The following is a 13,449-nucleotide window of genomic DNA, read 5'->3' as shown; positions in this document are numbered from 1 at the left end:
TCTAGCGGGCGGGCGAAACTGTCGGGCCGGGTAAGCGACGCCGTCGGGCCGTCAGTCGAAGTAGACGGGCTTGCCGCCCTGGGCCGCGGACTTGTAGATGCCGTCGAGGATCTCGGTGACGACGACCGCCTGGTCCGCGGTCACGTAGGGCTCGGTGTCGTTCAGGATGGCGTCGAGCCACAGGCCGGCCTCTAGGCCGCCCATGTAGGCGAAGCCGGTCTGGGCCTCGCCGGCGGCACCGGCGGAGAAGTAGGCGCCACCCTCGCCGAAGCCGGTGTTAACCTGCCTACCGCCCTCGATGGAGTTGACGTCGACGATCAGGTTGGCCGAGCCGGCCGGGTCCTGGATGGTCTCGGCACCGGCCTCGGTGCCCATGATGGTGATGCAGCCCTCGCGGGCGGCCTTGATGTTCAGGGCCCAGGAGGCCTCGACGAACAGGGAGGCGCCGTTCTTGAAGGTGACGAAGCCGAAGGCGGAGTCCTCGACCTCGTAGGTGGCCGGGTCCCATTCGCCGCCGATGTTGCCCTCGGGCTTGTCGGCCAGCTTGTAGTTGACCACGCCGGTGACGGAGGCGACGTCGTAGTTGTTCATCAGCCACAGGGCGACGTCGATGGAGTGGCCGCCCAGGTCGATGAGCGGGCCACCGCCCTGCTTGGTCTTGTCGGTGAACACGCCCCAGATCGGCACGCCGCGACGGCGGGTGGCGTGGGCCTTGGCGGCGTAGATCTCGCCGAACTTGCCCTCGTCGGCCAGGGCCTTGAGGAACTGGTACTCCTCGCGCTGGCGGTACTGGAAGCCGACCGTCAGCTTCTTGCCGGTGCGCTTGGCGGTGTCGCGCATCTTGCGGGCGTCCTCGCCGGTGACGGCCATGGGCTTCTCCACCATGACGTGCTTGCCGGCCTCCAGGGCGGCACAGGTGATCTCGCAGTGGTTCGCGTTCCAAGTGCACACGTGGATGACGTCAATCGAGTCGTCGTTCACGAGGTCCTTGTAATCGGTGGTGGTGTAGGCGTCCGTGTTGCCCCACTGAGCCTTGCCGGCCTCGGCGCGCTCAATGTCGAAGTCGCAGAAGGCGACGATCTCGCACTTGTCCTTGTGCTGCGCCAGGCCCACCAGGTGCTTCTGGGTTCCGATGAATCCCAGGCCCACGATGCCGATGCGAAGCTTCTTGCTCATGTCTGAACTCCTGTGTTCGGGTTGAGCCCGCCGGCGGTGGCTGGGCCCGGCAGGATGCGTTCCCGCCTCACAGGATCGATTCAACTCGGCCGCCATAGCCGAACCCAAGCCCACACACGCACACTTGCGCCTCGTGCGTGCATAAGTGGCAGTCGGCGTCGGCCCCACGCACCCGCCAGCAGAGGGGACCGGTAGCCGGTGCAGGCGTTGATCTGTCCCATTCCCCAGCCCTCGTCACCGATAGGGTCTCCGCCGCCGGTGCGGGGTTGGCAGTGACGGGGCGGGGTGGCGGCGGTTGACGACCCGGAATGTCCAAATCCGGCATAAACGTTCACCCCCGGTTCCCCTGCATTTCGAAAACCGTTGAAATCAAGCCGTTCTGCACAACCGACCGAACGGCCCCTTTCCGCGTTTATGCCGCTCTTGGACAGTTCCGGTCAAGCATCAGGGCAGCGACTGCACTGCGGATGGCTTAGTGTCTTTGTTGGATGCTCATCCCATAGACAGGGCGATGATTCCATGGTTTCCCCCGTCGACCGCGGAATCATGGAAAGCCTCCAGTGTGCAGCCCCTACGCGCCCACTCCAACCACACCCAACCCGGACATAGCCTCCGCCACATCAACCGACGTCGGCACGTAACTTCCACCGACCTCGGCACGTAAGATCAACCGAACTCGGCACGTAAGATCAACCGAACTCGATGGAGGGGACTGGAGGGGCTAGCGGAGGTGGACGGGGCCGAGGAGGCCGTGGGGGACGCTCGGGTGTTCCACCGCCCAGGGGCCAGTCATGTAGGCGTCGGCCGCGAGGGTGGCGTTGCGCAGCGTCGTGCGCACCTCGATCTCAATGATCGGCTCGCGGCCCGCGGCCACGGCCGCCGACAGCGCGCCCCCAATCGCGATGGCCGCAGCGTCGCGCAGCACCGGCCCGAAGACCCGGTCGCCCACCCGCACCACGGCGCTGCCGCCCAGCTCCCCGAGCGTCAGCACCGCATCCGCGAGCGCAGCCCGGCCAGCGTCGCCGCCACTGCCCACTTCCGCGCGCACCCGGTACAGGCCGGTGCCGGAGACGTCCTTCAGCGCCGCGATGTCGCGCCAGTCGCCAGGCCCCTGCCCTGGCAGGACGATGGTGCGGGGCCCGGCGGGCTCCTCGCTGATGACGGTCAGGCTCCAGTCCGTCAGCACGAACTCCTCGCCGCCGGCACTAACGCGGGCGGTGGCCGCCGAACCTCCACGCAACGCGGCGGCGTCCACGCCATACGCATCCGCTGCACCGCCCACGGCCCCGGTTCCGATCACCGCCCCGGCCACCGCACGGGCGCCGACTTCATCGACTGTGTCGCCACTCCCCGCGGTCGCGGCGGCCGCCACTGCGCCCTCCCCCGCGGGCACGACCCGCAACATCACCAAGCCGAGCGGCTCCAGGCAGGCCTCCACCCGTGTACGCCCGCCGGCCACCTCGGCACCCACACGCGTGATCTCGCCGGCGTCCAGGTCCAGGACCTCCACGCGCCCGGCCCCCTCGATCTCCAGCGGCAGTGCCACCGCCTGCGCGGCGGGGTTGTAGACGAGCACGTAGCGGCCCTCGACGGCGTCACGCACCTGGGTCAGCAGCACCGGCCCGTTCCAGGCCACGCGGGGCCGCACCCCGAGTGCCGCGAGCGCGCCGGCCACCTCCGCCCAGGCGTCCACCCGCTTCACGCGCGGTCCCGCGAGCGCGGAGGCGATCGCCTCACGGACGGCCGCGCCGGCGTCGGCGCCGCCCCAACCGGCATCCCCGGTGGGCGGCCGGCCGACGAGCACAATCGCCAGTCCCTCCGCGGCGGCGCACGCCAGCCCACGGGCCGCATCCAACGGGATCGCGCCGCCCTGAAGCGCGGCATCCAGCACCAGTGCCCGGTAGGCGGGCCCCTCCGGGAAGAGCACAACTCGCCCCGCTTCGAGGCCGACGACACCTGCCTCGGCCAGGCCGACCGGGTCGAGTAGCTGCACGTTGTAGCCGGCGCGCTCCAGGGGCTCCGCGTCGATGAGCCGGTCGGGGGCGGTCGCGTCGGCCTCGGCGTTGCCGCGGGCGGCGGTGGTCAGGAAGCCGTCCCGGTAGACGGCCACGTCCGCTCGGGGCGTGCCGGTCTCCAGCACCGCGGTGCCGCGCGCCCAGTAGTCGGTCAGTCCCTTCCAGTGCGGCCACTGGGGGAAGTGCCGGTGGTTCCAGGACTCGGAGACGATGGTGCCGAAGCGGCCCCGGGTGGGCCAGGGCGCCTCGGGGTCCTGGGCGGCGAAGCCGTGCACGAAGGGCTTGGTGACGCCGACGGCCCACTCCTTGTCCAGCATGTGCCGGTAGTCGGCCAGGGAGAAGTCGTAGCACTTGTCCATCTGGGCGCCGAGCTCGGTGGACACGCGCGCGGCCCCGCCCTGGTGGGCGCCGGCCACGCAGCTGCGCTGCCAGTCCAGGGCGAAGCGCCAGTTCGGGTGGTCCATGTTGATGGGCGCGCGGTCCCCGGAGTTCAGGGACTCCACCTCCGCGCGCCCGCCGCAGCGCACCAGCTCCCGGAAGGAGCGGACCGGTTCCAGGTTCTGCCCGTAGGCGGCCTGCGCCTTGTGCCGCATGCCGTGCCCGACGGCCCAGTCCTGGATGAGGGCCAGGTGGTCGGTGACGTACAGGTCGGTGACGGTGCGGTCGTAGTCCGTGCGCACGCGCCGCCCCAGCGAGGTCGGGGCGCCGTCGGGATCGGCGGAGTCGAAGTCGGGGCGCGGCGGCGTCTCGGGCACCCAGTACCGGCACTGGCCGTGGGCGATCAGGAGCGGCAGGTAGCGGGTGGGGTCGTAGCCGCGCCGGGCCTGGAAGCGCTCACGCAGTTCCGGGCTCCAGAACAGGCAGTCGGCGTTCAGTTCCAGGGAGTCCTCGAACAGCTCGGTGGCGGTAGACCCCTCCGCCCCCAGTGCGGCCGCACCCGCCTGCCCGAGCTGGTGCTCATCCAGGTAGGCCAGGGCGGCGCGGGCGGCGGCGGCGTCCAGGAAGCTGGTCACCCCCTGCTCGCTGTCGCGGCTCCAGAAGGCCATGAGCGCCCACTGCCCCGGCCCGGGCTCCCAGTCGACGACGGCGCCGGTCCCCTCACCGCGCACCTGCCCGGTCAGGTCGGTCAGGGTGGTCTCGTCCAGCAGGGTGGAGTGCTCGGGCTCGATGATCTTGGTGGGCTTGCCCCAAGGGTTGCCGGAGTCCACCACCCGCGGTGGTGTGCCGCGTCGGACCACCCGGGCGGAGACGACGGCGACCAGCTTCCCGCCGCGCGCCAGCTCCGCGTCGTCGAAGGGGGTGGGCACGGGGGTGGTGACCGCGCCGCGGCCACCACCGGGCCCATGAATCTCGGCGGCGGCCCGGCCAGCGTCGCCCCGGGCATCCGCCCGGCCCTCGCCCTCAACCCACCTCACCCCGTACTGGAGCTCCTGGGCGGCGTAGGCGGTGCCGCGGGTGGTGTTGGGGGTTTGCAGCGGCCAAGCGGCGCCGAGCGTCATGGCCACGCCCACCCCCCGGTGCCGGGCCTCGGCCAGGACGGCGGCCAGCGCCTCACGCTGGGCGGCGTCGGCCCAGAAGCCGGGCGAGAAGGCGATCTCCACCTCCCCGAAGCCGGCGGCGGCGATGGCCCGCAGCTCCACCAGCAGTTCCTCAACCGGAACCGGTTGCTGCCACCACCAGCGGATGCCGGGCCGGTCGGTCATCTCCGGGGTGGCGAAGCGCGCCCGGGTCAGGGCGGCGCGGGTGGCGGGTCGGCGCAGGTCGGCGGGCGCGGTCATTGTGTGCTCCTGGCTGTGACGTGCGGCCCTTACAGGGCCCGGTAGCGGAAGTCGGTGATGCGGGCGCTGCCGGGTCCGGCGGCGAAGACGGCGGGCCGCAGCGAGACCAGGTCGTTCGCGGTGTTGGCGTGGTAGCCGGAGCACTCCAGGGTGAGTGGGTAGTGGGTCCATTCCGTCTGCCCGAGGGTGCGGTAGTACATCTGCACGATGTGCTCGTGCTTCTCCAGGGCGAGTTCCAGGGCGCGGGTGCCCTCCGGCAGCGGCTGACTCCCCCAGGTGCGGGTACCGCCGGTCCAGGCCTGCAGGCGCCCGGCGGCCAGCTCCAGTCCGAGGAAGAGCCGGTGGTTGAAGAACAGCAGCAGGCCCGCCGTCGTCCCGGCTCCCGTCGGCTCGTCCCCGGTGCCGGCGGCGTCCAGCAGTTCGATGCCGACCTCCACCCGGTAGGAGCGGTCAGGGGCGCGCACGGTCATGGGTGAGGCCGACGCCGGGTCCTGGCCCTTCCCGGCCAGCACCAGGCCCGCCTCGGTGAAGGCCGCGCGGGCGGTCTCGTCGGCACCCGGCCGGTCGAAGGTCCAGCGCCAGCCCCAGGCCGGGGCGTGGAAGTCGTCGGACAGGACGACGCCGTGGGGCCGCTGCTGGCTGCCGCCGCCGGGCAGGGGCAGGGGCGCGGTGAGGTCGCCGCCGCGGGCGACGGGCCAGCCGTCGTCGGTCCAGTCGACCGGTTCCAGCAGGATCTGCCGACCCAGCCCCTGCGCGCCCCGCTCGTAGGCGTGGTAGATGACGTACCACTGCCCGCCGGGTCCCTCCAGCAGGGTGCCGTGGCCCCGGGACCACCAGGGCTGGGCGGCGTCGGTGCAGCGCACCAGCGGGTTGGTGGGCATGTTCTCCCAGGGGCCGTCGATGCTGCGGGAGCGGGCCACGATGACCATGTGCCCGGTGGCCGGGCCGGCGGTGCCGCCGACGGCGGAGACCAGGTAGTGCCAGCCGTCCCGCTGCACGTGCTTGGGGCCCTCCAGGGAGTAGGCCTCCACCACCCAGTCCTCCGGGTAGTGCCAGCCGTCATAGACGTGCTCCACCTCGCCGACGGTTCCCAGGCCGTCGGGGGTGAGCCGGACCCGGGCGACGCCATTCAAAAACAGGTAGCGTTCGCCGTCCTCCCCCACGGCGTGCCCGGGGTCGATGTAGCCGCGCAGGCCCAGGTCGATGGGGCCGTGCCAGGTCCCCTCGACGTCGTCGGCCCACATCACCGCGATGGTGGGGGCGTCCACGCGCGACCAGGAGGTGGGCATGAAGGGGATGTACATGTAGTAGCGGCCGGCGTGCTCAACCAGGTCGATGGCGAAGACGCTGCCCCAGGGCTCCGGGCAGGTGGGGCCGACCGGCTCCCAGTCCACCAGGTTCTCCGAGCGCCACAGCACAATGCCGGGGCTGGACTCGAAGGAGGAGTAGGTCAGGTAGTACCGGTCCCCCACCCGTAGGACGGTGGGGTCGGGGTAGTCGCCGCCCATGACGGGGTTGCGGTAGGTGCCGTCGCCGAGGTTGGCGCGGCGCTGGTTCTCGATGCCACGCCCCCAGGCGGGGGCGGCGGACGGGGCGGTGCTCGATACGGCATTCGGGGTCGTGGCGGTCATGCGGTTGCTCCGGTGGTGCGACGGCGGTTGTGTACGGCTTGCGGGTAGTTGAGAGGGGTGCGGGCGCACTCAGCGCAGCACGTCGCCGATGAAGGCGGCGAAGTGGGCGCAGGTGGCCTTGGCGGTGGGCAGGCCGGGCACGGACAGGTGGCCGTGGGTCTCCCCCGGCACCGTGTGCTGCTCCACGTCGACGCCCGCCTGTGCGAGCTGGTCGGCGAAGCGCTCCCCGGAGGCGCGCAGGTCGTCGGCCTCGCAGTTCTCGATATAGGTGCGCGGGTAGCCGGCCAGGGACTCGGCGTTCCCGGGCATGGCGTAGTCGAAGTGCTCGACGCCGGTCATCTCGGGTCCGAGGAGCTGCCCGATGAGGTAGTCGTTCTGGGCGACAGCGGCCTCACGGCCGGCCCACAGGAGGGGCGGGAGCGTAGCGAGTACGGCGGCGAGTTCCGCGGATGGCTCCGGCAGCGGGTAGTGCACCAGCGGGTAGGCGAGGAAGACGCCGGCGGGGGCCTGCCCGGCGTCGCGCCCGTGCAGGCCGACGGAGGCGGCCAGGCAGGCTCCGGCGCTGCCGCCGCCGACGGCCACCCTGGCCGGGTCGGTGGGCAGTCCGTGCCCGCCGGCGCGCACCCACTGGTAGGCGGCCCAGCAGTCGTCGTGCGGGATGGGATGGGTGACGCCGTCGACGGCGAGCCGGTAGTCGACGCTGATCACGGGCAGCCCGGTGGCGTCGGCCAGGCGGGCGGCGGTGTGGTCGGCCTCGGGCATGTCCAGGTCGCCGAAGATGAAGGCGCCCCCGTGGATCCAGACGACGGCGCCGCGGCGGCCGGCGGCGTCGGGGGCGGCGAGCCCGTGCGGGGTGTACACGCGCACGGGCACGTCCCCGTGCGGGCCGGGGGCGGCAGCGTCCCGGCGGGCCACCTCGGGCAGGTCGACGGGCTCGACGGGTAGGTCGTAGCGGTCCGCCTGAGCCATCACCGCCGGCGTCCACTCCGGGCCGCGCTGAGGCAGGCCGTCCAGGACGTGAATCCGCTCGCCGTGGATGCCGGCGACGCGGCCGACCTTCTCGGGGCCCGCGGTGACGACGACGGGGTCGTCGGGTGAGTTGAAGCGCATGGGTCGTACCTCCTCGTACGTGCTTGCAGGTGCTTGTGCGCGGGGTCAGTCGGTGACGGTCAGCAGTAGGGGATCGGCGTCGGGGTCGTCCCCGAGGCGGATCTCGAAGTCGCCGGGCTCGACGCGCCAGCCCTCCCCGTCGTCATCCCACAGCGCCAGGTGGCTGCGGTCCAGCCGGAAGGAGACCGCTTGGCTGCCGCCGGCGGGGACGGCGACGCGCTGGAAGCCGGCGAGCCTGCGCACGGCGGGGGCGAGCGAGGCGAGCACGTCGCGGGTGAACAGCAGTACCACGTCCTCACCGTCCCGCTCCCCGGTGTTGGCGACGGCGGCCGTGACCTCCACGGCGGCGCCGACGTCGAGCTCCGCCCGGGAGATGGTGGTGCGGGAAAGGGCGGCGTCGCGGTAGGCGAAGCTCGTGTAGGACAGGCCGTGGCCGAAGTGGAAGCGGGGGCCGAGCGGCAGGTCGCGGTACTTAGAGGTGAAGAACTCCTGGAGGTTGGCGGGGCCGTCCAGGCCCATGTCGAAGACGGGCTTGACCATCTCCCCGCCGCGGGTGGCGGGGCGTCCGGTGTTCTCGTGGGCGTCGTAGGTGGCGGGCAGCTGCCCGGAGTGACGGGGGAAGCCGATGGGCAGGCGACCGGAGGGGTTGACGGCGCCGGTGAGGACGTCGGCGATGACCTCCGGGCCGGTGGTGCCCAGGTGCCAGGCGGCCAGGACGGCACCCGGCTCCTCGATCCAGTCCTCCACGACCAGCGGGCGCCCGGCCACGAGCACCACGGCCAGGGGCGTGCCGGTGGCGGCGACGGCGTGGACGAGGGCGGCCTGGTCGCCGGGCAGGTGCAGGTCGGCGCGGGAGGTGGCCTCGCCGGTGAGTTGGCTGGGTTCGTCCAGGGCGAGGATCACCAGGTCGGCGTCGGCGGCGGCCGCGGCGACGGCGTCGACCTCCTCCCCGGTGACGCCGAGCGGGTCCTGCCCACCCAGCACCGTCAGCTCGGGGGCGGGCGTGCCGGCGTCGGCGGCGCGGGCCTCCAGGGCCGCGGCCAGCGCGTCCGCGAGTGAGCGGGTGGGTGGGGCGGCGAAGTGCTGCACCCAGGCGCCCAGGTGGTCGGTGTGGGTGGCGGCCGGGCCGGCCAGCAGGATGCGGCGGGCGGTGGGGGCGATCGGTAGGGAACCGTCGTTGGTGAGCAGCACGGGGCACTTCTCGGCGGCGGCGCGGGCGGAGGCCAGGTGCTGCGGGGTGGGGGCGGTGATCTCGGCGCCGGGGTCCACGTAGGGGTTGTCGAACAGGCCGAGGGCGAGCTTTAGGGCCAGGACGCGGCGGACGGCGTCGTCGACGCGCGCCACCAGGGCCGGGTCGTCGCCGTCCAGGAGGGCGGGGTGGTCGGGGTGGGCGTCCGGGTCGTGCAGGTGCCCGCCCATTTCGATGTCGAGCCCGGCGGAAAGCGACGTGCGGGCGGCGTCGGGCAGGTCGGCGGCCACCCCGTGGGGGATGAGGTTCTCCACGCCGGAGGCGTCGCCGACGATGGCGCCGGTGAAGCCGAGCTCGTCCTTGAGGAGGCCGGTGAGCAGGCGGCGGTTGGCGTGCACCGGGCGGCCGTTCACGGTGTTGAAGGAGGCCATGACGGAGCCGACACCGGCGTCCACGCAGGCGGCGAAGGGCGGCAGGTAGACGGAGTGGAGCCGCTGGTCGGACATGTCCACGGTGTTGTAGTCGCGACCGCCCTCCGCGGCGCCGTAGCCGATGAAGTGCTTGGCGGTGGCCACCACGGTGCCGGGCTCGTCCAGGCGCTCATGCTGGTAGCCCGCAACCATGGCGGCGCCGAGTTCGGCGGTCAGCAGGGGGGCCTCGCCGAAGCCCTCGGCGACGCGCCCCCAGCGCGGGTCGCGGGCGACGTCCACCATGGGCGAGTAGGTCCAGGTGACGCCGCCGGAGCGGGCCTCGGCGGCGGAGACGGTGGCGCAGGAGCGGGCGACGGCGGTGGAGAAGGAGGCGCCCATGGCCAGCGGGGTGGGGAAGATGGTGCGTTGGCCGTGGATGACGTCCAGGCCGATGAGCAGGGGGATGCCGTGCGGGGTCTCCTCCACGGCGGCGCGCTGGATCGCATTGGCGTCTGCCGCGTTGCCGGGCCAGAACAGGGCGCCGATACCGGCACGCGCCGCCTCCAGACACTCCTCGGTGGTCATCTTGAAGGTGACCTGCACCTGCGCCAGCTTCTCCTCCCAGGTAAGGGACGCGAGGATGGACTCGATGCGCTCGCGCTGGGCGTCGGTGAGCTGTGCGGCGGGGCTCTTTGGGCTGGTGGCTGGGTGGTTGGCGGCGGGGGCGGCGGTCACGGGAGGGCTCCTCGTTGAGCGGGTTAGCGGGTGGATGGTCGTGCGGCGTTGACTGGGTCGGGCGGGCGCAGGAGGGTGCCGGCCCTGCGGCCGATCATCCGCCTGCACCCGCCCGCGGCGTAATTAGATCTCGCCGCGTTCCTCGGCGGCGCGCTCGGCCGCCTCGGCGAGGCGCTCGGCCTCCTCACGGCTTACCCCCTCGGCGAGAGCCTCGGCCCGGGCGGCACGCTTGACCTCGAGCTCGGCGGAGATCTTGGCCATCGTCTTCGTGTCCAGCTTCCAGAACAGGAGCGGGATAAAGGCGAGGAAGGCCATGATGGCCGGCACCAGGTTAGCGGCGATGTTGATGCCGGTTAGCGCGCTGGCGCTCTGCACCTTAAGCGCCCCGTCATAGCCGAACCAACCCATGATGTACAGGGCGGCGGCGCCACCGATCGCGTTGGCGAACTTGGTGGACAGTGAGACGGTCGCGTAGGAGGTGCCGTCGGCGCGGATGCCGGTCTTGTGCTCGTAGTAGTCGACCGCGTCCGGAACCATGGACAGAGCGATCGGGGAGGCGAAGCCGGACAGTCCATAGAGGAACTGGAGGACGAGTAGCACGGTGAGATTGGTCTGCCCGAAGAAGAAGATGAGCAGAAGGGTGATCCCTCCCGAGAGCACCGAGATCATCATCATGTTGCGCTTGCCCAGCTTCAAGGCGAAGGGTGGCAGGAGAATGCCACCAATAATGCTGCCGACCTGGAATGAGCTCATAACACCGGCCATGAGGAGAGAGTTCCCCAGAATCCAGGAGCAGTAGTAGAACATAACGCCGATGCGGCCGAAGAGGCCGAAGAGCATAAGCAGCAGGGTGAAGAAGACGACCATGAGCTGGCCATTGCCGAGGACCGCCTTGACCGTCCGACTGAAGGGGACCTTCTGCTGCTCCGGCGTCATGGTGATGCGCTCGCGGACGTTGATGCCTGTGATGAGGAAGGACGGCAGCGCAATAAGCGCATAGATCAGCATCGTGAGGAAGTAGGAGCGGGAGTCCAAGCCACGCTCCTTCCCTGCCTCAGAGGCGACAAGAGCAAGTAGCAGGAAGGGAGTCGCCACATTCATAATAAGCTGGGCGGCCTGGGAACCGATGTTGCGAATCCAGTTGAGCGTCACGCGCTCGCCGGAGTCGGTGGTCATGACGCCGGCCAGCGAACCGTAGGACATATTGGCGACGGTGTAGAGGAAACACAGCAGTACATAAGTGATCGCCGCCCACACGGCTTTGCTGATCGAGCCGCCATGGAAGGGCATCCAGAAGGCCAGAATCATGGAGATCGACAGCAGCGGGGCACCGAAGATCACGTAGGGGCGGAAGCGACCCCACCGGGACTTGGTGCGTTCGGCTATGTAGCCGAACCCGAGGTCCTGGATGCCGTCCAGGACGCGGGCTAGTAGCAGGATGTTGCCGGCAACTGCCGCTGGGATGAGGGCGACGTCGGTGTAGAAGGTCATAAGGTAAGAACCGACGGTCGTCCAGATGAATTGGGAGCCGAACTCGGCGAAGCCGTAGGAGATCTTCTCCTTGAGGGGGACCTGGGCCCCCGTCTTGGCGGGTGCCGCAGACTGCGTCGTCATGACGGGCCTTTCTGTGATGCGAAGTGCGGGCTGCTCTGCCCGGAACTCCCGAGGCCAGGGACTGCGACGTCCGCACCTCGTTGCGTTCTGCGCTACAGTCAACGCGGGGCAGCCGTGGGCGACAAGCACACCGCCCCCTCCTTCCGCACTGCCCGTGCATAAGGTTGAGCCTTCGACACTCGCACGACCATCCCGCTCACAGCCCCGACGCACTAGCTGCCATACCCACGGTAAACAAACCCTCAGCACATTGACAGCCAGGTATTGGGGTCACATCGACCGCCTTCAAGTTTCGCACGATTGAGGCATAAGTCGCGGCATTGTTGCCATCATTCCGGTTGACGCATACGAAAGTGGGACGGACACTGCCTGTGTGACACCTCGAGACCGCCAGCACGAAGGCGTGCAGCCGCCCGACACCTCAGCGCCAGCCCGGGGTACAAAGACGAGCACACCAGTCCCGCTCCGCACCCCCTCCTTCGCCCACGTCTCCCAACTGGCGGAGCTCATCGCTGAGGCACGCCAGTATCCTCAAGGCGTCTCCCGTGCTGACCTGTCCGAGACCCTGACGCTGGGCCGGAACGCCGTCGACCGGCGACTCAAGATCGCCGTCGAGCTCGGGCTGCTCGCTCCCGCCGGCCGGGGCGTGTCAACCGGCGGGCGCGCCCCGGAGATGTGGCGCTTCAATCCGTCCGCGGCCACAATCCTGGTCCTGTCGATCTCCTACCGTTCCAGCACCGCGGCACTGACGGACTTGAGCGGTGCGATTCTCGATCGGATCAGCTGGGAGGAGGGCATTCTCAGCGATCCGCAGACAGTCACCCGGCACGCCCTGGAGCATCTGACCGCACTGCGCAACCGCCACCCCGAGCTTCCACCTACCTGGGGCGTGGGCGCCTGCATCCCGACGGCCGTGGACTTTCGCGATGGGAGTCTGATCGCCCCGGCTACGGCCAGGGCCGGCGGCGCCTCCGACACCCTGAGCTGGACCGGCTTCCCGCTGCGCCGCCGACTGGCGCAGGCGCTGGGCCTGCCGGTCTGGGTCGACGACGAGGTCAATGTCCTGGCGCTGGCCGCCGCGAAGCGCATCGGCGCCCCGCAGGACCTTTTGTATGTCCGCCTCAGCCTGGGGCTCGGCATGGGCATCGTCTCCCGCGGGCAGGTGCACCGGGGTGCCGCTGCGGCCTCCGGGGAGATCGCCCACATCCAGATGACGGGATCGGGGGGGACGCGCCTGCCGCTGCGGACGCAAGGGGTGCTTGGAGACGACGCTCTCCGGCGGCGCCATGGAGGAGGCTGCCGTGACCCCGCAGGCCCTGAAGCGCTCCTCCTATCTGCGCCGACTCGACGAATCCGGAGGCGTCCGCTGCGAACACGTCTTCCGCGGCGCGGCGGAGGGCGACCCCGTGTGCATGCGACTGCTGACCGAGGCCGCGGACCGACTCTCCGTGGTGCTGGCGGTACTGACCACCACATACAACCCCGGGGAGGTCGTGTTGGGCGGCGGCGTGGCCGAGGCCGGCGAGTTCTTCTCCCGCGCGGTCGGTCAGGCTCTGCGCCGTCGCGTCCTGCCGGCCACCTCCGAGCGCCTGCGCGTGCGCATGGGCAACGAGGACGACGCGTTGGCAGGTGCTTGCCGTATGGTCACCGACCGCCTGCTGTCCGCTCACGTAATGCACGTCTGGCTTTCCCACGGTTCCCCGGTGGGGGTGCAGGAGCTGCTCACCCACCGCCGCCAGGATGCGTAACACGAACGCGCGACACATGGCGACGGGTCGACGGCCCCGCACC

6 protein-coding genes and 2 pseudogenes are annotated in these 13,449 nt (G+C 70.8%); 2 read left to right on the top strand and 6 right to left on the bottom strand.

Annotation, left to right across the window (positions count from 1 at the left end; translation table 11 throughout):
• Nucleotides 1-51: 51 nt before the first annotated feature.
• From ACGLYG10_RS05875 to ACGLYG10_RS05850, 6 genes are all read right to left on the bottom strand, one after another.
• Nucleotides 52-1,176, bottom strand: a complete 1,125-nt coding sequence (locus tag ACGLYG10_RS05875; RefSeq protein ID WP_073328946.1) for a Gfo/Idh/MocA family protein — start codon at nt 1,174-1,176, stop codon at nt 52-54.
• A gap of 721 nt (nt 1,177-1,897) precedes the next feature.
• Nucleotides 1,898-4,969: a glycosyl hydrolase gene (locus tag ACGLYG10_RS05870; protein WP_073328943.1), complete on the bottom strand. Its 3,072-nt coding sequence runs from the start codon at nt 4,967-4,969 to the stop codon at nt 1,898-1,900.
• 29 nt (nt 4,970-4,998) lie between these two features.
• Nucleotides 4,999-6,600, bottom strand: a complete 1,602-nt coding sequence (locus tag ACGLYG10_RS05865; RefSeq protein ID WP_073328940.1) for a family 43 glycosylhydrolase — start codon at nt 6,598-6,600, stop codon at nt 4,999-5,001.
• Between the two features lie 69 nt (nt 6,601-6,669).
• A complete protein-coding gene (locus ACGLYG10_RS05860; protein ID WP_073328938.1) occupies nt 6,670-7,710 on the bottom strand; it encodes an alpha/beta hydrolase in 1,041 nt (346 codons plus the stop codon).
• Between the two features lie 45 nt (nt 7,711-7,755).
• The gene (locus ACGLYG10_RS16820; RefSeq protein ID WP_211482982.1) at nt 7,756-10,044 is read right to left on the bottom strand and encodes a glycoside hydrolase family 3 N-terminal domain-containing protein; all 2,289 of its coding nucleotides are present in this window, start codon (nt 10,042-10,044) and stop codon (nt 7,756-7,758) included.
• A gap of 123 nt (nt 10,045-10,167) precedes the next feature.
• Nucleotides 10,168-11,658, bottom strand: coding sequence for an MFS transporter (locus tag ACGLYG10_RS05850; protein WP_073328935.1), 1,491 nt, complete (start codon nt 11,656-11,658; stop codon nt 10,168-10,170).
• Between the two features lie 673 nt (nt 11,659-12,331).
• On the opposite strand from ACGLYG10_RS05850, the pseudogene ACGLYG10_RS16970 reads away from it, so the two are divergent.
• Nucleotides 12,332-12,862 (top strand): annotated as a pseudogene (locus ACGLYG10_RS16970) (ROK family protein); the annotation flags it as partial.
• Between the two features lie 34 nt (nt 12,863-12,896).
• A pseudogene (locus tag ACGLYG10_RS16815) lies at nt 12,897-13,406 on the top strand (ROK family protein); the annotation flags it as partial.
• Between the last annotated feature and the right edge of the window lie 43 nt (nt 13,407-13,449).

The sequence above is a fragment of the Actinomyces glycerinitolerans genome, assembly GCF_900098745.1.
In the GTDB taxonomy this organism is placed as follows: Bacteria; Actinomycetota; Actinomycetes; order Actinomycetales; family Actinomycetaceae; genus Actinomyces; species Actinomyces glycerinitolerans.
The sequence above is the reverse complement of the archived record's forward strand: the minus strand, read 5'-3'. Positions and strand labels throughout refer to the sequence as shown.

Excerpts from the sequence above, each read along its gene's own strand:
- ACGLYG10_RS05850 (WP_073328935.1), bottom strand. The coding sequence starts at position 11,658 with ATGACGACGCAGTCTGCGGCACCCGCCAAGACGGGGGCCCAGGTCCCC.
- ACGLYG10_RS05860 (WP_073328938.1), bottom strand. The coding sequence starts at position 7,710 with ATGCGCTTCAACTCACCCGACGACCCCGTCGTCGTCACCGCGGGCCCC.
- ACGLYG10_RS05865 (WP_073328940.1), bottom strand. The coding sequence starts at position 6,600 with ATGACCGCCACGACCCCGAATGCCGTATCGAGCACCGCCCCGTCCGCC.
- ACGLYG10_RS05870 (WP_073328943.1), bottom strand. The coding sequence starts at position 4,969 with ATGACCGCGCCCGCCGACCTGCGCCGACCCGCCACCCGCGCCGCCCTG.
- ACGLYG10_RS05875 (WP_073328946.1), bottom strand. The coding sequence starts at position 1,176 with ATGAGCAAGAAGCTTCGCATCGGCATCGTGGGCCTGGGATTCATCGGA.